Origin of the sequence: Microbacterium sp. Leaf288 (assembly GCF_001422925.1) — a bacterium.
In the GTDB taxonomy this organism is placed as follows: domain Bacteria; phylum Actinomycetota; class Actinomycetes; order Actinomycetales; family Microbacteriaceae; genus Microbacterium.
This window is the reverse complement of record NZ_LMNI01000011.1, coordinates 241351-263943: the sequence shown is the minus strand read 5'-3', so window position 1 is coordinate 263943 and position 22593 is coordinate 241351. Positions and strand designations below refer to the sequence as shown.

Genomic DNA, 22593 nt, shown 5'->3' with positions numbered 1-22593 from the left:
GTCACGTGGAGACGACGACGGAGACGGATGCTGCGGGCCGCAGCATCCGTCCTCACATGTCAGCGTCCGGGGAGGCGCTTGAAGGCGTTCTCGAGGGCGTGCTTCGCGGAGGCGGCGGCGCGGCCCACGACCTCGGCCGCGTGCGCGGCGGAATCCGGCAGGGCCGGGGCGATGCCGTCACCCTCGATGCCGCCGTCGTCGTCGAGGAAGGGCACGAGCCAGTCGTCGACCTCGTCCAGTGGTGCGGCGGACAGGCTGTAGTAGCGGTGCTGGCCCTCTTCGCGCACCGACACCAGGTGCGCGTCGCGCAGCACCTTGAGGTGCTTCGAGACGGTCGGCTGGCTGGCGCCGAGTTCGGTCACGATGTGCGACACGCTGGTGCCGCGCTCTCCGGCGGATGATCGATCGAGCAGCAGTCGCAGGATGTCGCGACGCGTTCCGTCTGCGATCACGTCGAAGATGTCCGCCATGTGCTCAGATTAGTCGGGAGCCCAGCGGAGTACCATGAGCGAGACCGCCGGGCCGCCCGCACGAGGACCGTTCGCACCAGGAGGAACCCCGTATGACGGATGGCAGGCGCGCCGCCCCCGTCTCAGGCATGAGCCCGCTGCGCGCCCTCGGCCACGGGTTCATGGAGTTCTTCCGCGACCTCACCCAGCGCTCCCCCGCCCGGTTCGCGATCCTCATCTTCCTGTCGCTGATCCTCGTCTTCACCGGTCTCTTCTCCCTCCCGGTCGCCGCCGCGAACGGCCAGGTCACCCCGTTCGCCGACGCCTTCTTCACCGCCGTGTCGACGATCTGCGTCACGGGCCTCGCGACGGTCGACATGGCGACGCACTGGTCGCCGTTCGGGCACGTGCTCGTGTTCGTCGGCGTTCAGATCGGTGCGCTCGGCGTGCTGACGCTCGCCTCGATCCTCGGCCTGGTGATCTCGCGTCGGCTCGGCCTGCGCGCGAAGCTCATCGCGGCGAGCGACTCGAATCCGCTCCGCACGCACGGCGGACCGGTCAACGAAGGCCAGACGGTGCAGCTCGGCCAGATCGGCAGCCTGCTCGCGACGGTCGCGCTGTCGACGCTCGTCATCGAGGTGATCATCGCGATCCTCCTCTACCCCGGACTGCTGGTCGCAGGCGTTCCGTGGAACGTGGCGTTGTGGGAGGCGCCGTTCTATGCGGCGATGTCGTTCACGAACACGGGGTTCACCCCGAACGCGGAGGGCCTCGCGCCGTTCCGCCACGACTACTTCTTCCTCACCGTCCTGATGGCCGGCGTGTTCCTCGGCTCCATCGGATTCCCGGTGATCTACACGCTCCTGAGGCAGCGGTGGCGGGTGCGGCGCTGGTCGCTGCACGCGAAGCTCACCGTCATCACGACGGTGGGGCTGTTCTTCCTCGGCGGTGTCGTCTTCCTCGTCCTCGAGTACGACAACCTCCTCACCCTCGGCACCAATGACGCGTGGGACACGACCTTCCAGGCGTTCTTCCTCTCGGCGATGACGAGATCCGGCGGATTCGCCATCCTCGACATCGGGGAGCTCAACCAGTCGAGTCTTCTGGTCGCGTGCATGCTGATGTTCGTCGGCGGCGGCTCGGCGTCGACCGCCGGCGGCATCAAGGTGACGACGCTCGCGGTCATCGCCCTCGCCGTCATCTCCGAGGCGAAAGGGCGAGCATCGAACCAGGTGTTCGGCAGGCGCATCCCCAGCGACGTGCTGCGGGTCGCCCTCTCGGTCGTCGCCTGGGGATCGACGATCGTCGCGATCTCGACGATCATCATCACCCAGATCACCAAGGCCGATCTCGGCGACGTGCTCTTCGACGTCATCTCGGGGTTCGCCACCGTCGGCTTGTCGACCGGGCTCACCGCCGAACTCCCGGATCCCGCGGTCTACGTGCTGGCGATCACGATCGTCATGGGCCGCGTTGGTACAGTGACTCTCGCCGCGGCGGTGGCCGCGTCATCCCGATCGCAGCTGTACTCGCTGCCCGTGGAAAGGCCGATCGTTGGTTGAGCGGATGAGGGGCGATGCGCCCGTTCTCGTGATCGGACTCGGGCGCTTCGGCGCCGCCTGCGCGGGTGAGCTCGACCGGCTCGACCGCGAGGTGCTCGCCATCGACGACAACCTCGACCTCGTGCAGAAGTGGTCGGAGCGCGTCACCCACACGGTGCAGGCCGACGCCCGCAACATCGACGCGCTGAAGCAGATCGGCGCCCAGGACTTCTCCGTCGCCGTCGTCGCGGTCGGCTCGTCGATCGAGGCATCCGTCCTCATCACGGCCAACCTGGTCGACCTCAAGGTGCCGCAGATCTGGGCCAAGGCGGTCTCGCAGTCGCACGGCAAGATCCTCGCCCGCGTCGGGGCGAACCACGTGATCTACCCCGAGCGCGAGGCGGGCGAGCGCGTCGCGCACCTCGTGAGCGGCCGCATGCTCGACTTCATCCGGTTCGACGACGACTTCGCCCTCGCGAAGCTCTACCCGCCGAAGTTCATCCGGGGCGTCGGCCTCAACGAGTCGGGCGTGCGCACGAAGTACAACGTGACGGTCGTGGGCGTGAAGAGCCCGGGCAAGCCCTTCCGCTATGCGGAGGCGAACACCGTGGTCACCAACCACGACCTCATCATCGTGTCGGGCACCAACTCCGACATCGAGCGCTTCGCGTCCCTCGAGCGCTGACGGGTCGAAGGCGAGCTGAACCTCAGCCTCCGGCGGCGAGCTCTTTCGCACGGGCCAGTGCCGCGTCGGTGGCTTCGGCGAACACGTCGTCGAGACGGGCATCCTGCAGCACGGCGATGGCGCGTTCGGTGGTGCCCTTCGGGCTGGTCACGCGCCGGCGCAGCTCCGCGGGATCGTCACCGGATGCCTCGAGCAGCGCCGCGGCGCCGATGAAGGTCTGCTCCGCCATGAGCCGCGCCTCGGGCTGGGCGAACCCCTTGGCGACGGCGGCCTTCGTGAACTCCTCCACGAGCAGGAAGAAGTAGGCCGGACCCGAGCCCGAGATCGTGGAGAGCGCGTCGATCTCTGACTCGGGCACCTCGACGACGGTGCCGACGGTCTCGAACAGCCGGCGGACCGTGGCGACCGCGGCGGCGTCGGCGTGCGAGCCCGCGGCGAGCCCCGTGACGCCGCGACCGACGAGGGCGGGGGTGTTCGGCATCGAGCGCAGCACGGCGACGCCGTCACCCAGGATCTCCTCGAACGTCGCGATCGTGACGCCGGCAGCGAGGCTCACCACGATGGTGCCGGGCCGCAGCGCCGGCGCGATCTCTCGCAGCAGGTCCGGCACCATGACCGGCTTGACGCCCACGAGCACGACGCCCGCGGCGGCCGCAGCATCCGTGTTCCCTGCCGGATCCGCCTCGAGCGCCACGCTCGTCACTCCCGCGAGACCGTCCAGCTCGGCCGCCTTGGCGAGGGAGCGGTTCGTCGTCGTCACTCCCCCGGCCGCAAGGCCCGAGCGCGACAGGCCGCGGGCGATCGCCCCGCCCATGGAGCCGGCGCCGAGGATCGCGATGGGCGGAAGGGCGGGGGTGTCTGCAGCCATGGATCCGATCCTACGAGCCCACCCGTGTTCGCAATTCAGGATGGTTGCTCCACCCACACACGTCGAGGCGCGGAAACTCGTGGGTCGCACCCCATCCCAACGCCATCCATCCTGAATTGCGAACGGATAGGTCAGCATAGGTCTTGACTTATATAAGCCAGAGCGCAAACATGGTCCCGTGCACGCACTCGACATCCTCGGAGACCCGGTGCGCCGGCGCATCCTCGAACTCCTCGCAGAGGGCGAGCGCAGCGCCGGCGAGATCGGCGAGCAGGTGCAGCGCGAGTTCGGCATCTCGCAGCCCGCGGTGTCGCAGCATCTGCGGGTACTGCGCGAGTCGGGGTTCGCGACGGTGCGGCCGGAGGGCGCCCGCCGCCTCTACGCCATCGCGCCGGAGCCGCTCGAGAACGCCGCGGCCTGGTTCGACCCGTTCCGGCGGTTCTGGCAGCCGCGCCTCGACGCCCTCGGCACCGAGCTCGCCCGCGGTCGCCGCACCCGGCGTCTCGCCGAACAGGACACCGCCGGCGACACCCCACACCTCGATACCGACGAAACCGACACGACCGAACCCCAGGAGGACTGACATGGTCGACGTACAGAGCCAGCTCGCCGCAGTGAGCCGCGAGATCGCGAGCGAAGAGGTCGACGGCTTCCCGTCGCGCGTGCAGACGCTCGCGCAGACGTATCCGTCCCCCATCGACGACGTGTGGGATGCCGTCACCAGCGCGGACCGGATCGCACGGTGGTTCCAGCCGATCTCCGGAGACCTCATGCTCGGCGGCCGCTACCAGATCGAGGGCAACGCCGGCGGCGAGATCCAGGAGTGCACGCCTCCCACCCACGGCGCCGCGCACTACAAGGCGACGTGGGAGTACGGCGGCGGCGTGACGTGGCTCACGGTGCGGCTCACCGCGGAGGGCGACGATGCGACCCGCTTCGAGCTGGAGCACATCGCCCGCACCGACGACGTGCCCGCCGAGTTCTGGGACCTCTACGGCCCCGGCGCCACGGGTGTCGGCTGGGACGGCGGACTCCTCGGACTCGGCCTGCACCTCACCGGCGGCAGCGGCCCGAAGCCCGAAGACGCCGAGGCGTGGGCGTTCACGGACGAGGGCCGCACGTTCTACCGCGGCGCCGCCGATGCGTGGAGTGCCGCGCACGTCGCCGACGGCGCCGATCCCGCCGCCGCTGCGCGAGCCGCCGACAACACGTATGCCTTCTACACCGGCCAGACCCCGCCGGCTACGGAGGAGTGACGGGATGCCCCGGGTCACGGCATCCGGAACATGAAACCTGATTCGCAAGAACTGACGGCCGGTCTATTCTCGTGAGTGGGCGGGGGCGCAGGAGCTTCCGCAGGACGTGGGAGGCACCCGATATGACCCTCTTCGACGGCATCGCCGCGCGCATCGTCGAGACGCCCGGCCTGTCGGTGAACGTGCTGGAGCGCACTGCGGACGACCCGGCCACACCGCCCGATCGCACGGTGGTGCTCATTCACGGGAACGCCTCCTCCTCGCTCTTCTGGCAAGAGCTGATGCAGGACCTCCCCCACGACCTCCGGGTGATCGCGATCGATCTGCGCGGCTACGGCGGTACCGAGCACGCGCCGATCGACGCGACGCGCGGCGTGCGGGACTTCAGCGACGACGTGCACGCGACACTCGAGGCCCTCGACATCCCGACCGCCCACCTCGTCGGCTGGTCGCTGGGCGGCGCAGTCGTCATGCAGTACGCGCTCGACCACCCGGTGCTGAGCCTCACGCTGGAAGCGCCGGTGTCGCCGTACGGCTTCGGCGGCACCCGTCGCGACGGCACACGTCTCACCGCTGACGACGCCGGCACCGGCGGGGGCGCCGGCAACCTCGATTTCGTGCAGCGGCTCATCGACCACGACACGTCGACCGACGCGCCGACGTCGCCTCGCAACGTCTTCCGGGCCCACTACGTCGCCGCGGGATTCGAGACCGATCACGAGGACGTCTGGGTCGAGTCGATGCTCACGACCTCGACCGCGACCGGCAACTATCCGGGCGACTCGGTCCCGAGCGAGAACTGGCCGGGCTTCGCTGCCGGCACGATCGGTGTGCTCAACACGCTCGTCCCCGGCAATCACAACGTGTCGGGCATCGTCGAGCTCTCCGAGAAGCCGCCGATCCTCTGGATCCACGGGGCGCTCGACCTCATCGTGTCGGACGCCTCCCTCTACGACTACAACAACCTCGGCAAGCTCGGCATCGTGCCGGACTGGCCCGGCGACGATGTCGCCCCGCCGCAGGAGATGGTGTCGCAGATGCGCGACGTCCTCGCCCGCTACGCCGACGCCGGCGGCGAGGTGACCGAGATCGATCTCCCCGACACCGCCCACACGCCGCACCTGGAGCGGCCGGCCGAGTTCCGCCACGCGCTGCTCGAGGTCATCGGGTACGTCGGGCACCCGCACAATCCGGCCCCGCCGACCGAGGCGATCATCCTGCGGTCCTCCGACTGACGCAGGGCAGACGCCGGCGCGCACGAGGTGCGGAGCGCGGGTCGCAGCATCCGTAGACTCATCCGCATGAGTGCTTCCGGTGGCGGCAAGGCGATCCTCGCGGCGTTCCTGGCCAACATGGGCATCGCCCTGGCGAAGTTCATCGCATGGTTCCTGTCCGGCTCGGCGTCGATGCTCGCCGAGGCCATCCACTCGGTCGCCGATTCGGGCAACCAGCTGCTCCTCATGCTCGGCGGTCGCCAGGCGAAGAAGAAGGCCGACCGCGAGCACCCGTTCGGCTACGGCCGCGAGCGGTACGTGTATGCGTTCGTCGTGTCGATCATCCTGTTCTCGGTCGGCGGTCTGTTCTCGATCTACGAGGGCATCGACAAGCTCACCCACCCGCACGAGCTCGAGAACGCGTGGATCCCGATCGCGGTGCTCGTCGTCGCGATCGTGCTCGAGTCGTTCTCGCTGCGCACGGCCGTGAAGGAGAGCAACCACGTGCGGGCCAAGGGGCAGTCGTGGGTCTCGTTCGTGCGGCACGCGAAGGCGCCGGAACTCCCCGTCGTCCTCCTCGAAGACATCGCCGCGCTCACCGGCCTCGTGTTCGCGCTGTTCGGCGTGGGCATGACCGTGATCACGCACAACCCGGTGTTCGACGCGATCGGCACGCTCATGATCGGCACGCTGCTGATCCTCGTGGCCATCACGCTCGGCATCGAGACCAAGAGCCTCCTCGTCGGCGAGGGTGCGACCGATGCCGACCACGACCGCATCGTGGACGCCATCAACGACGGGCCCGAGGTCGAGAAGATCATCCACATCAAGACGCTCTATCTCGGCCCCGACGAACTGCTCGTGGCGGCCAAGCTCGGCTTCGCGTCGGATGCGCCGCTCGTCCACATCGCGTCCGACATCGACCGCGTCGAGGCGCGCGTGCGTGCGGCAGTGCCGGCGGCGCGCATCATCTACTTCGAGCCCGACGTCTACCGGCCCGGCGACGACGCGACTCCGCCCACGTCGGAGTTCGTCATCAAGTCGACCGACTGACCGCTCGACAGGCACAGCAACCGCCATGGAATACTGCATCTTCACCGAGCCCCAGCAGGGAGCGAGCTACCACGATCAGCTCGCCTTCGCGCAGGCGGCCGAGCGTCTCGGCTTCGACGGCTTCTTCCGCTCCGACCACTACCTGCACATGGGCGACGGCGACGGACTTCCCGGTCCCACCGACGCGTGGACCACGCTGGCAGGGCTCGCACGCGAGACCTCGCGCATCCGCCTCGGCACACTCGTGTCGTCGGTGACGTACCGGGTTCCGGGGCTGCTGGCGATCCAGGTGGCTCAGGTCGACGCGATGTCGGGCGGCCGTGTCGAGCTCGGCCTCGGCACCGGGTGGTTCGGCCGCGAGCACGAGGCCTACGGCATCCCGTTCCCGGCCAAGCGGTTCGGGATCCTCGAGGAGCAGCTCGCGGTCGTGACCGGCCTGTGGTCGACCCCGGTCAACGAGACCTACAGCTTCGCGGGTGAGCACTACCGGCTGACGGATGCCCCGGCGCTGCCGAAGCCGGTGCAGTCCCGGGTCCCCGTCATCGTGGGCGGCGGCGGGCCGAAGCGCACCCCCGAGCTCGCGGCGCGGTTCGCGACGGAGTTCAACATCGGCTTCCGGTCGGAGGCGGAGTCGGCGGAGAAGTTCGCCGGCGTGCGCGCCGCGTGCGAGCGCATCGGTCGCGACCCCGAATCACTCAAACTCTCGGTGGCGCTGCCGACGCTGGCCGGGGCATCCGCTTCCGAACTCGACCGGCGTGCCGAGAACCTCGGCCGCACCGTCGACGAGCTGCGCGGCGACGTCAACATCGTCGGCACCCGCGACGAGATCGTCGCGAAGGTCGAGCGGCTGGTGGGGATCGGCGCGCAGCGCGTGTACTTCCAGCTCATGGACCTGCAGGACGTCTCACACGTCGAGTACCTCGGCGAGGTGCTCCCCCACCTGCCCCGCTGACGTTCAGGGCACGGCCCATTCCTCGGGGCTGAAGAGCATCACGAAACCCTCGCCCGGCGGCCAGGCTCAGACCGACGTCGTGGCCCACAGCGGAGCCAGTGCGATCGCCGCCATGATCAGGGCCGCCGTGGCTCCGAGCGCGACGAGATCGATGAGGGGCGGCCTTCGGGCGCTGATCCGCCCGATCACGCTCGCGAGCAGCACGACAGCCGCACCCGCTGCACAGATCAGCAGCAGCCAGCCGACGAGCCAGGCGAACACGGCCGCGTTCTCATTCGCGTCCAGTGCGGCCGGGGTCCCGGAGTTCTGCACCCAGAGCACGCGGTAGGCCCAGAGAGCGAGCACGGCGCCGGCTGCCGCTGCGAGCGCGACGGCTCCGGCTGTCGTCAGCCGATCGCGCGACGTCGCCCAGTACACACCGGAACACTAGTGGCACGCCTGGGAGGTGTCGACCACGACTGCGTGCCCCGCCCGTCGGCCGCCCACAGGGAACCCGCTGTTCACTTCCCGGTCGTTCCGCCGACGGCTCTTCACCGCTAGCGTGCAGGCAGGGGCTGCGATGACCACCGTGACGGTTGCTGACGACGCACCGGCCGTACCGCGGCCGAAGAAGCGGAAGCCGCTCCTGCCTGCGCTGATCGCGGGTGCGGTCGGGTTCTCCGCGGTCGCGGTTCCCGCGCTGATCGCCTCCTGGACCCCGCCGCCTTCGAGCTCCCCCGCGTTTCCCACGGCGGTCGCCACCTACTCGTGGTTCGTCTCGCACGGCGACCTCGACATGCCGGCGACGATGATCTACCAGAACGGCATCGGGGTCGAATTCATGGACTCCCCGCAGGCGGTCGCACTCGGCGTCGACGGCAGCACATACCGGCGCCTCGGTGCCGCCGAGCAGCGCTCGGTGCCGACCGACCAGGGCGACCCCGCCGCCATGGTGCTCTCAGCCGACGGAACGTTCGCGGTGATCGCCGGCGCGAACGGCCACGGCAGCGTCCTCGTCCGTTCCCTCGTCGACGGCACCGACCGAGAGGTGTCGATCGGTGTCGGGCGCAGCGCCGTGCCATTGAGCATCGCCTCCGACGGCGACCACGTCCTGGTGCTGCTCGGCGACGGTGAGATGAGCCGGTACACCGACCCGCCGTTCAGCGGCGCACTCGCCTTGCTCGACCTGTCGAGCGGCGACCTGCTCGAGTACTCGCTGGACGCAGTGACATCCGCGGCATTGGCCCCCGATGCATCTCGCGTCGTCGCGCAGACGTCGCAGGGCGCCGTGATGATGGATGCCGCGGGGCACAGCATCCATGAACTCCCCGCGGAGCTGACGGGGCAGGCGTTCGGCGACGACGCGTGGTCACCGGACGGCACCCGCCTGGTGACGCTCGTCCACGACCCCGTGTGGGTGGACAAGCCCACGGGCAGGACGCTGACCAGCTCCGCGACGCTGCAGATCTCCGCACTCTCGGCCGGCACGACGCAGACGTTCGCACTGGCGGGCGTCGAGTATGCGGCGGCCCTGGGCTGGCGCGACGACGACACCGTCGTGCTTCAGACCTACGCCGAAGACAACAGCTCCGAGTTCCAGTGGGTCGACGCCGACACGGGCGCGGCGCACACCTTCGCGACCTACGAATCCGGGTTCACCGCGGCATCGATCGGCTCCGCCGACCTCGCACGGGACCTGATCCGCGAGTGGGTGGTGGAGGACCGACCCGTAGATCAGGGGTGGACCTTCGGGATGCTCGCCGGCATCGCCGTCGGTGCCGCCGCCGGGCTCATCATGTGGGCTGTGACGCGACGTCGTGAGGGCTGAGCGCGCATCGATCCCGACGGGTCTCCGCGCGGTGCACGACGGCGGCCGTTGTGATCCGTCGCTGGTTCAGGGGTCGGCCCCGTCGGGAGTCAGACCGGCAGGCGGTACGAGGGCAGGCCCCGACGGCGGATCAGCCACTCGGCGAAGACGAGGTTCGGGAGCCAGCACAGGAACGGCACCGCGGCGTAGGCGTTCGCGAAGGCGGAGTCGAGTTCCCACGGCTGCCCGAGCACGAGCGGCGCCATCAGCAGCAGCGGGAGCCAGACGCGCAGCATGACGCCGGAGTAGGTCAACGCGTAGTTGCGGATCATCCAGGCATGGTGGCTGGGCACGTCGCGGCGGCGGATCGCACGGTACGCGCGCCAGCCGGTGATGAGCCACAGCACCGCGAGCGCGCCGAATCCGAAGAAGCCGACATAGCCGGCGGGACTCGAGGGCGCGATGACGAGGCCGCCGATCGCGCCGATCGCCACCGCGACCAGGTACACGCGACCGATCCAGCGGTGCACGCGCGGGGCGCGGGCGCGCAAACCGCGCCAGAACTGCAGCGGTCCGGTGACGAGCGCCGTCGCCCCGCCGACGATGTGGACGTACAGCGCGCCCTGCACGAACGGGTGCACGGCGGCGTACGTCGGCGCGAGGCCGACGTCCTGCCCGGCGAGGTCGGCCAGCGACGCGGTGAAGTACGGCACGGCGGAGTATGCGACGATCGCGAGCGCCGTCAGCAGGACGAACGTCCAGCCGACGCGGGAACGGATACCGCCCGGCCGTGCGACGGCGGGGGCGGTCCGGACGGGTTCGATGAGGCGGGTCATGGCCGTCACGCTAGGCCCGCGGCCGAGCGCCCCAGCAGGGTGCTGTCCCCCCGAACACGCGGGGCTGTCCCCCGTATCAGCGGTGCGCCGCGGCCGCGCGCAGCAGTCGGGTGCGGTCGGCGGCTTCTGCGAAACCCGGCCCTCGGGCCCTGCGATTCTTGATTCTGATGATTGCGAGATTCGAATATTTGTTCTAGTGTGGAGTCATGTCCAAGATGTCTCCTCCGCCTGATCGCGAGGACGACGCGTGGGCGTTCGAGGCTGACGGAGAGTTCGCGCCGCCAGTGCCGGATGCGGTGGATCTGGTCGTGGAGACCGCGACGATGATGTCGGTGTTCGCGGCGGAGCGTCTGATGCGGATCGACGCGATGCGGCGCGAGCTGCTGCGCGAGGCCACCGGCCGCGGCGACGGAGTGCGCGACATCGTCGAACGATCGATCCGGCTCGAGCTCGCGGCGGCGATGCGCGTCACCGAGTACGCCGCCGGGCGTCTGATCGCGCAGGCCGAGGCCTTGGTGCGGCGCTATCGGCCGGCGCTCGAGGCCCTGGGTTCCGGTCGGATCACCGACAAGCACGCCGAGATCATCGCCGACCTCCTCGACGAGGCGCCGCCGGAGCTGCGGGAGCGGCTGCTCGAACGCGCGGTGCCGCTGGCCGAATCGGAACCGGTGGGCACCTTCCGGCGGGCGCTGCGCACTCTGATCGAGACCGCGCAGGCGACGACCCTGGAGGAACGGCACCAGCGCGCGCTCCGAGCGCGGCGCGTCGTCGTCGAGCGCGGGCAGGACGGCATGGCCGGGCTGTGGATCTTCGCGCCCGCGGTCGAGATCCACGCGATCCATGGCCGTCTCACCCAGATGGCGAAAGCGATCGCACCCGTCGCGGGCGGGACCCGCACCCTCGACCAGCTCCGTGCTGATGTCGCCGCCGACCTCCTGATCGACGGCACCACTGACCACCTTCCGGCGGCGGCGTCGGGCATCCGTGCCCAGGTGGTCGTGACCGTACCGGTGCTCGCCCTCCTCGACGAGCAGTACGCCGATGCGGGCGACCCGCCGGTGGTGGAGGGTATCGGCCCCATCCCGCTGTCCAAGGCCCGCGAACTGTGCGGCGGCGACAGCCGGTGGATGCGGGTGCTCACCCACCCCGAGACCGGTCTCGTGCTCTCCGTCGGCCGCGACGCCTATCCGCCACCCGCCCCGCTGAAGAGGCTCGTCAGATGGCGCGCCGACCGATGCATGGGCCCGGGCTGCTCGATGCCGGCCTCCCGGTGCGAGATCGACCACCAGATCCGATGGGCCGACGGCGGCGAAACCGCCCTCGACAACACCCTGCCCTTCTGCAAAGGGCACCACCTCGTCAAAGACAACACCGGCTGGCAGGTCCGCCAGATCGAAGGCTCCGGCGGCGCGGTGGCCTGGACATCCCCCACCGGGCGACGCTACGTCGTCCACCCCGAACGCAAAGTCCCCACATTCACCGTACGACCCTCCGGGCGTCCAGTAGGCGACGATCCGCGAGACGCACGGGCGCCCTTCTGACCGACGGCAGACGGCCGACTGAGAACTGGCGCGCCACGATCATCACCGGGTTCGAGCACGCCCGCGCAGCACGAGCTCAGTGCGCCGCAGGACCAGTCGAATCAACGGCGCGCGTCGAAGAAGCTGCGCAGGAGAGCGGATGCCTCGGCCTCGCGCACGCCCGCGACGACCTCTGCCCGATAGGGCAGGCGCCGGTCGCGCACGACGTCGTACACCGAGCCCGCGGCGCCGGCCTTCTCGTCCCAAGCGCCGAAGACGAGCCGCGAGACGCGCGATTGGAGCACCGCGCCCGCGCACATCACGCAGGGCTCGAGGGTCACGACGAGCGTGCACCCCTCGAGGTTCCAGTTGCCGCGCGCCGCTGCCGCTGCGCGAAGAGCCACGACCTCTGCGTGCGCGGTCGGATCGTGCAGGGCCTCGCGAAGGTTGCGGCCTTCGCCGATCACCGTGCCGGCGGCATCCGTCACCACCGCCCCCACGGGAACGTCGCCCGCGTCACCCGCGGCCGCGGCGAGCGCGAGCGCGCGGTCCATCGCTGTGAGGTCGGCGGGGGCGGGAAGCACAGCACGAGCGTAGCCGCCCGCGAAGAAGTCGCCCCGGGTTCGGGGGTGCCGACGCACTAACCTGTCTCTATGCGCCTGCACGTCGCCGACCACCCCCTCATCACCCACAAGCTCACGGTGCTGCGCGACCAGCGCACCCCGTCGCCGGTGTTCCGCCAGCTCACCGAGGAACTCGTGACGCTGCTCGCCTACGAGGCGACGCGCAACGTCCGAGTGGCGCCGATCGAGATCCAGACGCCCGTCACGACGACGACCGGTGTGCGCATCGACGACCCGCGGCCGCTCGTCGTGCCGATCCTTCGCGCCGGCCTCGGCATGCTCGAGGGCATGGTCAAGCTCCTGCCCACTGCGGAGGTCGGTTTCCTTGGCATGGCGCGCAACGAAGAGACCCTCGAGCCCACGACGTACGCCGAGCGTCTGCCCGACGACCTGAGCGACCGCCAGTGCTTCGTCCTCGACCCCATGCTCGCGACCGGCGGCTCGCTGGGCGCGGCCATCGACTTCCTGTTCAACCGCGGGGCGCAGGACGTCACCGCGATCTGCATCCTCGGCGCCCCCGAGGGCGTCGCGGCGATCGAGAAGCAGGTCGCCGGCCGCGACGTCACCCTCGTGCTGGGTGCGCTCGACGAGCGCCTCAACGAGAAGGGCTACATCGTGCCCGGGCTCGGCGACGCCGGCGACCGGCTGTACGGGACGGTCTGACCCGCGACATCCGCGCGATCATACGATCGGCACGCGGCGCACATCCGATGCCACGGCGACCTCGGCGGTCGTCGCACCGCGACCGACCACGGCGACCGGTGTGAACGGGCGACCGTTGAACCGCGTCGCGGTGACCGTCGTGTACGCACCCATCGTCGGACTCACCAGCAGGTCACCGACCGCCAGGTCGGGCAGCAGCACCTCGCGCGCGATCACGTCCGACGAGTCGCAGGTCGGGCCTCCGAGGGTCGCCCAGCGGTGGTTCGCCGCGTCCGTCGTGCCTCTGAGATCCCGCTCGGCGAACACGAGCGGGTGCACGTCCTCGGTGAGCACGTTCGAGTACGAGCCGTAGAGCCCGTCGTCCAGGTAGTACCAGCGACCGTCGCCGCGCTCGGCGATGCCCACGACGCTCGTGACCAGGGTCATCGCGTCGGCCACCATCACCCGTCCGGGCTCGGCGATGATGTCGAGCCGCCGCGCATGCGGCTCGAGCACCGGACGGAGCACTGCGGCGACGTCTTCGATGGCCGCCGACTCGGAGTCGTACGACGCCGGAAAGCCACCGCCGATGTCGAGGGTGTCGAACTGCACGTTGAGGCGCCGCTCGAGGATGCCCATGAGCTCGAGCGTGTCGGCGGCGGCCGTGGCGAAGCGGGCCGGATCGTCAAGCTGGCTGCCCACGTGATAGCTGAAGCCGGCGACCGTGATGCCCGCGGCATGCGCACGCTCGACGAGATGCGCCGCCTCGAACGGCCCGACGCCGAACTTGCTCGACAGGTCGCTCTTCGCGTGCGGGCTGCGGTAGGCGAGACGCACGAGCAGTCGCGTGTCGCTCGGCGCGCCGCGGAACTTCTCGATCTCGACGTCGTTGTCGACGACGAAGGTGCGCACCCCCGCGGCCAGCGCCTCGGCGATCTCGGCGGGCTTCTTGATCGGGTGGGTGTGGATGATGCGGGATGCCGCGACACCGCGTCGCGTCAGCATCGCCAGCTCCTCGCCGGTCGCCACGTCGAACCCGCAGCCGGCATCGTCGAGGACGTCGAGCACGGCGTCGTGGGCGAGCGCCTTGACCGCGTAGTGGAACCCGACGAACGGCAGCGCGTTGCGGAGGTGCCGGTGCTGGCGGCGCACGCGCTCCGGATCGAGCAGCAGCAGCGGTGTGCCGTGCAGCGCGATGGCCGCGCGAGCCGCGACGGACGACAGCAGAGCGGATGCCTCGGCCCGGCGCCTGCTCTCGAGTGCCCGGGTCGTGCGGGGCTCACGTCGGAGGGCCGCGAGGTTCACGTCGACACCTCCTTCGCGCTCAAAGGGCTGCGTGCGTCGCGCAGGCCGGTCCTGGCGGTGACGGTGAAGGCGCCGGCGGCGACCGCGTAGAACACGATGTCGGCGGCGATCTTGCCGGCGAGCATGCCCCAGAGCGGATCGGGGATGAGCCACACGCCGAGCATCAGTGCCGCCGGGCGCACCAGGAAGGTGTCGAGCAGCTCGGCCGCGCCGAACTCCGCCACCAGCAGTACCGCCGTGCGGCCGGCAGCCCGCCGTCGTGTCGCCGAGACGGGCGCCTGCTCGATGTAGATCGTGACCGCGAGCACGGCATAGAAGCCGATGATCTCGCCGAGGAGGGCCGCCACGGCGATGAGCGGTGCCGCGTCGGTCCAAAGGGTGGCGAGAAGTCCCCCGACCACCATCGCGGCCGTTCCGGCGACCTCGGCGGGCAGATAGCGGACGATCCAGAAGACGATCCCGCGGCGCCGGGGCGCAGCATCCGTCGTCGTCGGGGTCTGAGCTGCCGCCTCATGCGTGGTCGCGATCGTCGCGAGCGGCTGGTCGATCGTGGTCATGTCGTCCTCCTCCGTGTGTCAGAGGAGGAAGCACAGGCAGTGATACCGGACACGCGACGGCGCGGCATCCGCCCCTCGCCGAACGGATACCGCGCCAGTGCGCTTTTTACGACGCGTGGCAAGGCTACGTGGCCGGAATTTTCCACCCAAAGGGGTTGACTTCGGACGCGTCGGCAGTGTAACGATCCACCACTCGGACGCGTCGTCCGGGTACCGCCTCAGTCGCCGAGCGGGGGCTCCTGCGGGTTGCGGCGACCGGTTTCCCGCTCCCAGAACTCCAGCTGCTGGGTCAGCGCCTTCGCGAGTTCGAACACCTGGTCGGGTGGGATGCGGATGCGGCTGACCACGCGCGCCGGGACGACCGTGTGGCGCTGGCCGGTCTCGGCGTCGACCTGCTCGCGCGGCGGCTGTGCGAGGGTGAGGAAGTCCATCACGAACACCGTCGGCGTGTGCCAGACGTTCGCGAAGTCGGCGTAGTTGCCGCCGATGAGCTCGGGCGGGAGGTCGATCTCGAACTGCTGCGAGGCGTCGTCGGCCATGCGTGCTCCTGTTCGGCGGGTGTCTCGTCCCAGACCGGTGCGAGACGCTCGGGGGCTGTCGTGTGCGACGTGTGCGCGAGTCTACGCGGGCCTCAGCCCCGGCCGACCAGTCGCGCGAAACCGCTCAGCCGAGCCACGCCCTCAGGGGTGTAGGGCAGGTCGTCGAGGAGCCCCGGCGAGTACACGACGTACGCCGTGTGCATCGCGCGCGAGATCGCGACGTTCAGGCGGTTGCGCAGCAGCAGGAACTCGAGCCCGCGCGGGGCGTCGCGCCCGCTCGAGGCCGCCAGCGACACGATCGCGACGGCAGCCTCCTTGCCCTGGAACTTGTCGACCGTGCCGACGGGCACATCGGGGAATCCTGCGGCGGCGAGAGCCTCCTCGACCGCGACCTGCTGCGCGTTGTACGGCGTGACGACGATGAGGTCCTGCTGCTCGAGCGGCCGCGGCGGCAGCGCGACCGAGGAGCCGTCCGTGTCGGAGGTGGCGGCATCCGTCCACTCCCGTCCGATCAGATCGGTGACCAGGCGGGCGACCTCCGCAGCCTCTTCGAGCGACTGCGTGGCGTTGCCGTGATGGCGCAACGCGATCGGCACGAGGCCCGCGGCGACGCCGCCGAGGCGCCGCAGCGCCGTCGAGGGGTGCGCCTCGAGCTCGCCGCGATACGACAGCGTCGACACGGGCGCCGCGACCTCGGGACGCATGCGCCGGGTCTCGGCGAGGAAGTACCCGTACTCGGGCGGGATGACGTCGGCACCGTCCATCACCCAGCCGAGCGCCGACGTGTCGACGGGGGCGGGGTGCGTGCCCTGGCTCACCTGCGGCAGCTGCTGCGGATCGCCGAGCAGCAGCAGCCGGGGCGCGGCGAGCGACACCGCGATCGTCGACGCGAGTGAGAACTGACCGGCCTCGTCGACGACGAGGAGGTCGAGGCTCCCGCGCGGCACACGACCCTCGTGGCTGAAGTCCCACGCGGTGCCGCCGATGACGTAACCGGATGCCTCGTGCTCGGCCGTGAAGGCAGCCACGCCGTTCTTGGGGAGCACGGTGAACGCGTGCCCGGCCGTCGCGTCCTTCGGCGCCTTGCCCACCTGGACCGCAGGCACCCCCGCCGCGATGACGCGGTCCAGGAGGTGCTCGATGGTCGCGTGCCCCTGGGCGACCACGCCGACCTTGTACCCGTGGTCCCGCACGAGGCGGGCGATCACGTGGGAGCCGACGTACGTCTTGCCGGTTCCTGGCGGGCCCTGCACGGCGAGGTAGCTGCGGTCGAGGTCGCGCACAGCGCGTGCGATGGCGTCGACCGCGTCGTCCCCCACCGCGGGAAGGGTTCCCGTGAGGGTGCGCGGCGGACGACGGCACAGGATGTCGGTGGCCGGGTCGGCCGGAAGCTCCGGCGCAGCCGCGATGACGGCGTCGGCCCACGCGTCGATCGCCTTCTGCTGGTTGCCGGCGGCGGGCGGCGCCTGCGGGGTGAGCGCGAGGGGCAGTTCGCTCCAGGTCACTCCGTCGACCGCGGTCTCTTCGATCACCGCGCCGTCGTCGAGCACCTCGACGACGGTCACCGACCGGTACGCATGGATCCAACGCGGCGATGCCTCGAACGGGAACGGTGCGGGCAGCTCGTACAGCGCGAACGGGTTCGTGCCCTCGCTGAGCCGTGTGCCGGGGGCGAGGTCGCCCCGCAGCTCGACGATGCGCCGCTCGCCGCCCTTGCCGCTCTCGAGGAAGTGCCAGTCCTCGCGCACGACGCTGCGCGCGGGGTCGATCGCGACGACGTCGCGGGTCTCCTCCCACAGCGAGACGGGCTCGCGCAGCCGCAGGAAGTGCGTGGCCCAGAACGATTTCGCCTCGCGCGGGTAGTAGTCGATCGCCGCAGCGCCGAGCCGTAGCGATCGCGCGGCCATCGAGTCGTCAGGGTGACCGAGGGCGAGCGCATCGAGCAGCGTCGCGCGCGGCGACGGCTCGTACGCCCGCTCGTCGGGCTCGGGATTCGGCGACGGCACGAGCTTCGCCTCGCGCGCACGGTCGACGAGCCAGTCGCGCAGGCGCCGGGTCGAGACGCAGTCGTAGCGGTTGTAGTCCGCGAGGTCATCGAACACGAGGCCTGCCTCGGCCTCGGCGCCGTCGGCCTGCAGCGCACGCGCCTCGACGTAGCGGACGATCGAGTCGTCGCCCTTCTGCACGTCGCTCGTGCGCACCTCATCGCCCATGTAGAGCGGCTCGAGCTTCTTGATCGAGTAAGAGCGGGAGCCGACGCGCAGTGCCCGGCGCACGATCGGGTACAGGTCGACGAACACGCCGTCGCGCAGGAGACGATCGACGTCGGCCTCGCGCACGCCGTGGCGCGCCGCCATCGCGAGCAGATGCGTCGGCTCGTACGGCGCGTAGTGGTAGATGTGCATGCCGGGGAACTGCTGTCGGCGGAGGTTCACGAGGTCGAGGAACGTCTCGAGCGCCCGCTTCTCGTCGGCGAACGAGTGCGCCCACAGCGCGGTGTACTGCTCGCGGGTGTCGACCCACCCGAACAGGTAGTCGATGCCCCACTGCGTGGGTTCCCCCGGCGTCGGCGGCTCGGTGTGCAGCGGGTCGCCCTCGAAATCGAAGAACAGGTCGCCGTGGTCGGGCCGCGGAAGCGCGCCGAGCGCCTGGGGGGCGACGACCTCGAACACCGGGATCGGCGGAGCAGGAACGGCCGCAGGGGCCTCCAGCACGGCCGCCACCGTCGCCTGGGCGACCGACGCGCCGTCCGTTGCGAGCACGCTCTCCGCCACGACGACCTCGTGCGGCACGGTCTTCGGCGCGATGAGCGGCGGCGTGCCCGCCGGGCTCTCGAGCTGCAGGCGCGCCTGCGTGCGCAGCGACGCGAACACGTCGGGGTTCATGCCCGCCGGCCCGCTCGGCGCCCCGGCGAGCTGTTCGATCGTCTCGATCCCGGCGGCGCGCAGCCGCTCGCGCTGCACGGGGCGCATCCCCGCCACGAGCAGCAGATCGCGCGATGCCACGACCTCTGCGTCGCACGTCGCGCAGCGCCCGCACGCGACGACGCCGAGCTCGCCCCGCGGGTCGCCCCACGCGATCGGCTCCCCCGCCGCTCGGAGGTCGAGGCGGCGGTCCGCGATGAGCGCGGCGAGCCGTTCGCGCCGCAGCGCGAACACGGGCAGCAGGTCGTCGACCTCGTGCTCGCTGACGCTGCCGTCGCCGAGCAGCAGCTGCACCCGGCCGGAGCGCGCGACCCCGAGGCGGTCGAGCTGGTCGACGTATGCGGCCAGCTGCATGAGCGCGGTCACGCGGGCGTGGCGCGCGAGCTTGGTGTCCTGCACGAGCCAGCGCCCGGACTCGTCGCGGACGAGGAAGTCCGCGAAACCGACGAACGACTCCGTCGAGAACGCGGCCTGGTAGACGACTTCGGCATCCGAGGCGAGGGCTGCGTTCGTCTGGGCGACCGCGTCGGCGAGGGCCGCAGCATCCGACGACCGCGTCTCGGGGATCTCGACCACGCGATCCCCGTAGCGCTCGATGTAGTCGGCGAGCACCCGGCGCTCGTGCACCGTGCCGAGGCGCCCCGCGCGCTCGAGGGTGAGGTCTTCCGGATCTTCGACCGCGGCCACGCGACCGAGTCGCGCGTCGATCGCGCGCAGCCACGCGAACTCGCACTCCGCAGCGGTCTTGAGATCGCTCGCGCTCCAGACGATCCGGCCTTCGTCCTCGATGTATCGCATACCCCGCCCTTCTTCCACGACGATAGCCGCGCCCCCCGACACCTCTGCCCCATGCCCCATCTCCGCCCCCATGCCCCACCTGCCAGACTTGACCCCATGAGCCTGCCCTTCGACAGCGCGTACCGGCACGGGTTCGCCCGCGTCGCCGCGTGCACGATCCCGGTGGAGATCGCCGACCCCGCCGCCAACGCCGACGCCGTGCTCGAGGCCGCGCGCGTGTGCGATGCCGACGCGGTCGCCGTCGCGGTCTTCCCCGAGCTGTGCCTGACCGGCTACGCGATCGACGACCTCGTCATGCAGGACCCCGTTCTCGACGCGGTCGTCACCGCGATCGAGGGGCTGGTCGAGGCATCCGTCGAGCTGCTCCCGGTGCTCGTCGTCGGCGCGCCGCTGCGCCACCGCAACCGCCTCTACAACTGCGCCGTCGTGATCCATCGCGGAGAACTGCTGGGCGTCGCACCCAAGTCCTACCTGCCGACCTACCGCGAGTTCTACGAGCGCCGCTGGTATGCGCCGGGCGACGACCAGGCGGGCCAGGACATCCGCGTGGGCGAGCTCGAGGCGCCGTTCGGACCCGACCTGCTGTTCGAGGCGCTCGACGTCCCCGGTCTCGTGGTGCACGCCGAGGTGTGCGAGGACGTGTGGGTCCCGATACCCCCGTCGTCGCGCGCGGCGCTCGCGGGGGCCACGGTGCTCCTCAACCTCAGCGGCAGCCCGATCACGATCGCGCGCGCGGAGGACCGCAAGGACCTCTGCCAGTCGCAGTCCCTCCGCTGCCTCGCCGCCTACGCGTACGCCGCGGCGGGCGCCGGGGAATCCACGAACGACCTCTCGTGGGACGGCCAGACCATGATCTACGAGGCCGGCAACCTGCTCGTCGAGACCGAGCGGTTCCCCGACGGGCCGCGCCGCTCGATCGCCGACGTCGACCTCGACCGCCTGCGCCAGGATCGCCTGCGCCAGGGCACCTTCGACGACAACCGCCGCGCGACGGGGGCGGATGCCTCGTTCCGCACCGTCCACTTCCGGCTCGACCCGCCCCGCACCGACGTGGGGCTGCGCCGCACGCTCGACCGGTTCCCGTTCGTGCCCGACGACCCCGCGCGCCTCGCGCAGGACTGCTACGAGGCGTTCAACATCCAGGTCTCAGGTCTCGTGCAGCGCATGCGCGCGATCGGCGGCCCGAAGCCGGTGATCGGCGTGAGCGGCGGACTCGACTCGACCCACGCGCTGCTCGTGGTCGCGCGCGCCATGGACCTGATGGGGCGCCCGCGCAGCGACATCCTCGCGTACACGATGCCCGGCTTCGCAACGAGTGAGCACACGAAGTCCAACGCGATCGCCCTCGCCGAATCGGTCGGCGCGTCGATCGAGACGATCGACATCCGCCCGCTCGCGATCGAGATGCTCGAACGCCTCGGGCACCCGTTCGCCGACGGCGAGCCCGTGCACGACATCACGTTCGAGAACGTGCAGGCGGGTCTGCGCACCGACTACCTCTTCCGCCTCGCCAACCACCACGGCGGCATGGTCATCGGCACGTCCGACCTGTCCGAGCTCGCCCTCGGCTGGGCCACCTACGGCGTCGGCGACCACATGAGCCACTACGCCGTGAACGCCGGGGTGCCGAAGACCCTCATCCAGCACGTGATCCGCTGGGTGATCTCCGAGCGCGAGGGCGTCGACGACCGCGAGGCCGAGGTGCTGCAGTCCGTGCTCGACACCGAGATCTCGCCCGAGCTCGTGCCCATGGGCCAGGACGGCAAGATGCAGTCGACCGAGGACCGCATCGGCCCCTACGCGCTGCACGACTTCGCGCTGTTCCACATCCTGCGGTACGGGTTCCGCCCGTCGAAGATCGCCTACCTCGCCGCCCACGCGTGGGGCGATGCCCAGGCGGGCGCGTGGCCGCCCGGCTTCCCCGATGAGGACCGCTACGCCTACGACCTGCCCACGGTCGCGAAGTGGCTGCAGGTGTTCCTGAAGCGCTACTTCGCGTTCGCGCAGTTCAAGCGCTCCGCGATCCCGAACGGTCCGAAGGTCTCGCCCGCGGGGTCGCTGTCACCGCGCGGCGACTGGCGCGCCCCCTCCGACGGCAACGCCCGCGTGTGGCTCGCGGAGCTGAAGGCCGCCCTCCCCGATCTCGTGAAGGACTGACGGAGCGGATGCCGCGGCCCGCGGCATCCGCTCTCTCCGGTGTCCGTTCTCAGGCGGGCTGCTGGGTGTAGGCGAGCGTGATGATCCAGCTGTCGCGCGACAGGTCCGCCAGCTGGTACCACGTCTTGCGGTCCGGGATCCATCCTCGCGTGAGCGGGCTGTCGAGGCGCACGTGGTCGGGCGCCACGAGCGCACCGCGCCCGTCGGCGTCGCGCACCGCCTGCACCCGCGTCCAGTGGGCGAGAAGCTTGTCGAGGTTCGATTCGTCGAGCAGATGCGAGTGGCGCTGCATGAGGTGCAGCTCGGCGTCGTCGGGATGGGCGTCGCGCAGGTCGAGGCCCAGCGACACGTCCGGGTCGCTCACGGCGACGACCGTGGCAGCGCGGAAGTTGACGTTGCGGATCTTGAGCGGCACCTCCGCACCGCCCACCTCGGCGATCAGCTGGGTGTGGAACCCGAACGTGCGAGGGGCCTCCCGCTCGACGCGCACATCCTTCGCGTCGACGCCGAGCTTCGTCGCGACGATCTCCTTGGCGAGCGCGCGCTTGCGGTCGTGCTCGGGGAGCTTGGGATCCCAGCCGAGCCGCGCCGTGATCCCCGCCGGAGTCTCGAGAAGCACCGATTGCATGATCCACCTCATTCTCCGCGGCCCGTCCGCACCTCCATCCTGTCGCGGCGGCGAGCGGTGAGGAAGATCGCCACGCCCCTTCGTCCCACCCGATCGCGTCCCGACGATCCGGTCGCCTGCGCGGAAACACGGGTCGGTGACGACGACACGCCGATGACGGATGCTGCCGCCCGGCGTGTCGCGTCACGCGCCCGTCTTTTCGCACGAGGCGGGCCGTCAACCCCCCTCCGAGGACCGCGGGGCGATGGAAGGATGGGGCC

General features: G+C 70.6%; 21 protein-coding genes. 11 read left to right on the top strand and 10 right to left on the bottom strand.

Features of this window, described 5'->3' with window-relative positions; genetic code table 11:
• Nucleotides 1–59: 59 nt before the first annotated feature.
• Complete coding sequence (locus ASF40_RS10600) at nt 60–470, bottom strand: ArsR/SmtB family transcription factor (protein ID WP_056368840.1); 411 nt, start codon at nt 468–470, stop codon at nt 60–62.
• Nucleotides 471–598: 128 nt separating this feature from the next.
• Here ASF40_RS10600 and ASF40_RS10595 point away from each other — a divergent pair, with 128 nt between their 5' ends.
• Together ASF40_RS10595 and ASF40_RS10590 are read left to right on the top strand one after the other, a co-directional pair.
• Nucleotides 599–2011 (top strand): TrkH family potassium uptake protein, encoded by a 1413-nt coding sequence (locus ASF40_RS10595; RefSeq protein WP_056368838.1) that lies wholly within the window; start codon nt 599–601, stop codon nt 2009–2011.
• Between the two features lie 4 nt (nt 2012–2015).
• On the top strand, nt 2016–2675 hold the full coding sequence (locus tag ASF40_RS10590; protein ID WP_374226639.1) for a potassium channel family protein: 660 nt from the start codon (nt 2016–2018) through the stop codon (nt 2673–2675).
• Between the two features lie 22 nt (nt 2676–2697).
• Here ASF40_RS10590 and proC read toward each other — a convergent pair whose 3' ends face one another.
• The gene (proC, locus tag ASF40_RS10585; RefSeq protein WP_056368834.1) at nt 2698–3543 is read right to left on the bottom strand and encodes a pyrroline-5-carboxylate reductase; all 846 of its coding nucleotides are present in this window, start codon (nt 3541–3543) and stop codon (nt 2698–2700) included.
• A gap of 178 nt (nt 3544–3721) precedes the next feature.
• Here proC and ASF40_RS10580 point away from each other — a divergent pair, with 178 nt between their 5' ends.
• The 5 genes from ASF40_RS10580 (at nt 3722) to ASF40_RS10560 (ending at nt 8018) form a co-directional block, all read left to right on the top strand.
• A complete protein-coding gene (locus tag ASF40_RS10580; RefSeq protein ID WP_056368833.1) occupies nt 3722–4126 on the top strand; it encodes an ArsR/SmtB family transcription factor in 405 nt (134 codons plus the stop codon).
• Nucleotide 4127: 1 nt separating this feature from the next.
• Nucleotides 4128–4799 carry an SRPBCC domain-containing protein gene (locus ASF40_RS10575; protein WP_056368830.1) on the top strand — a complete coding sequence of 224 codons (672 nt, stop codon included), beginning with the start codon at nt 4128–4130 and terminating at the stop codon, nt 4797–4799.
• A gap of 122 nt (nt 4800–4921) precedes the next feature.
• On the top strand, nt 4922–6034 hold the full coding sequence (locus tag ASF40_RS10570; RefSeq protein ID WP_056368829.1) for an alpha/beta hydrolase: 1113 nt from the start codon (nt 4922–4924) through the stop codon (nt 6032–6034).
• Between the two features lie 66 nt (nt 6035–6100).
• The gene (locus ASF40_RS10565) at nt 6101–7066 is read left to right on the top strand and encodes a cation diffusion facilitator family transporter (protein WP_056368827.1); all 966 of its coding nucleotides are present in this window, start codon (nt 6101–6103) and stop codon (nt 7064–7066) included.
• Nucleotides 7067–7091: 25 nt separating this feature from the next.
• Nucleotides 7092–8018 carry an LLM class F420-dependent oxidoreductase gene (locus tag ASF40_RS10560; protein ID WP_056368825.1) on the top strand — a complete coding sequence of 309 codons (927 nt, stop codon included), beginning with the start codon at nt 7092–7094 and terminating at the stop codon, nt 8016–8018.
• A 66-nt stretch (nt 8019–8084) separates the two neighbouring features.
• Here the strand turns inward: ASF40_RS10560 and ASF40_RS10555 are convergent, their stop codons facing one another.
• Nucleotides 8085–8435, bottom strand: a complete 351-nt coding sequence (locus ASF40_RS10555; RefSeq protein WP_056368823.1) for a hypothetical protein — start codon at nt 8433–8435, stop codon at nt 8085–8087.
• 142 nt (nt 8436–8577) lie between these two features.
• Between ASF40_RS10555 and ASF40_RS10550 the strand changes: the two genes are divergently transcribed.
• Nucleotides 8578–9825, top strand: a complete 1248-nt coding sequence (locus tag ASF40_RS10550) for a hypothetical protein (protein ID WP_056368821.1) — start codon at nt 8578–8580, stop codon at nt 9823–9825.
• An 89-nt stretch (nt 9826–9914) separates the two neighbouring features.
• Here the strand turns inward: ASF40_RS10550 and ASF40_RS10545 are convergent, their stop codons facing one another.
• On the bottom strand, nt 9915–10640 hold the full coding sequence (locus ASF40_RS10545) for a DUF2306 domain-containing protein (protein ID WP_056368819.1): 726 nt from the start codon (nt 10638–10640) through the stop codon (nt 9915–9917).
• A gap of 206 nt (nt 10641–10846) precedes the next feature.
• Here ASF40_RS10545 and ASF40_RS10540 point away from each other — a divergent pair, with 206 nt between their 5' ends.
• A complete protein-coding gene (locus tag ASF40_RS10540) occupies nt 10847–12181 on the top strand; it encodes an HNH endonuclease signature motif containing protein (protein ID WP_235560208.1) in 1335 nt (444 codons plus the stop codon).
• Nucleotides 12182–12282: 101 nt separating this feature from the next.
• On the opposite strand, the gene ASF40_RS10535 is transcribed toward ASF40_RS10540, so the two are convergent.
• Entirely contained in the window at nt 12283–12714 is a 432-nt protein-coding gene (locus ASF40_RS10535) for a nucleoside deaminase (RefSeq protein WP_056369864.1), read from the bottom strand.
• Between the two features lie 99 nt (nt 12715–12813).
• Here ASF40_RS10535 and upp point away from each other — a divergent pair, with 99 nt between their 5' ends.
• Nucleotides 12814–13446, top strand: a complete 633-nt coding sequence (upp, locus tag ASF40_RS10530; RefSeq protein ID WP_056368818.1) for a uracil phosphoribosyltransferase — start codon at nt 12814–12816, stop codon at nt 13444–13446.
• Nucleotides 13447–13464: 18 nt separating this feature from the next.
• Here the strand turns inward: upp and ASF40_RS10525 are convergent, their stop codons facing one another.
• The 4 genes from ASF40_RS10525 to ASF40_RS10510 form a co-directional block, all read right to left on the bottom strand.
• Entirely contained in the window at nt 13465–14730 is a 1266-nt protein-coding gene (locus ASF40_RS10525; RefSeq protein ID WP_056368816.1) for a type III PLP-dependent enzyme, read from the bottom strand.
• Nucleotides 14727–15287, bottom strand: a complete 561-nt coding sequence (locus ASF40_RS10520) for a hypothetical protein (protein WP_056368814.1) — start codon at nt 15285–15287, stop codon at nt 14727–14729. Before ASF40_RS10520 ends, ASF40_RS10525 begins: the two co-directional genes overlap by 4 nt.
• A 218-nt stretch (nt 15288–15505) precedes the next feature.
• Complete coding sequence (locus ASF40_RS10515) at nt 15506–15826, bottom strand: DUF3467 domain-containing protein (protein WP_045296530.1); 321 nt, start codon at nt 15824–15826, stop codon at nt 15506–15508.
• Between the two features lie 92 nt (nt 15827–15918).
• Nucleotides 15919–19548 carry a TM0106 family RecB-like putative nuclease gene (locus ASF40_RS10510; RefSeq protein WP_056368813.1) on the bottom strand — a complete coding sequence of 1210 codons (3630 nt, stop codon included), beginning with the start codon at nt 19546–19548 and terminating at the stop codon, nt 15919–15921.
• 96 nt (nt 19549–19644) lie between these two features.
• Here ASF40_RS10510 and ASF40_RS10505 point away from each other — a divergent pair, with 96 nt between their 5' ends.
• On the top strand, nt 19645–21705 hold the full coding sequence (locus ASF40_RS10505; RefSeq protein ID WP_056368811.1) for an NAD(+) synthase: 2061 nt from the start codon (nt 19645–19647) through the stop codon (nt 21703–21705).
• A gap of 49 nt (nt 21706–21754) precedes the next feature.
• On the opposite strand, the gene ASF40_RS10500 is transcribed toward ASF40_RS10505, so the two are convergent.
• Nucleotides 21755–22333 (bottom strand): hypothetical protein, encoded by a 579-nt coding sequence (locus ASF40_RS10500; protein WP_056369862.1) that lies wholly within the window; start codon nt 22331–22333, stop codon nt 21755–21757.
• Nucleotides 22334–22593 lie beyond the last annotated feature (260 nt).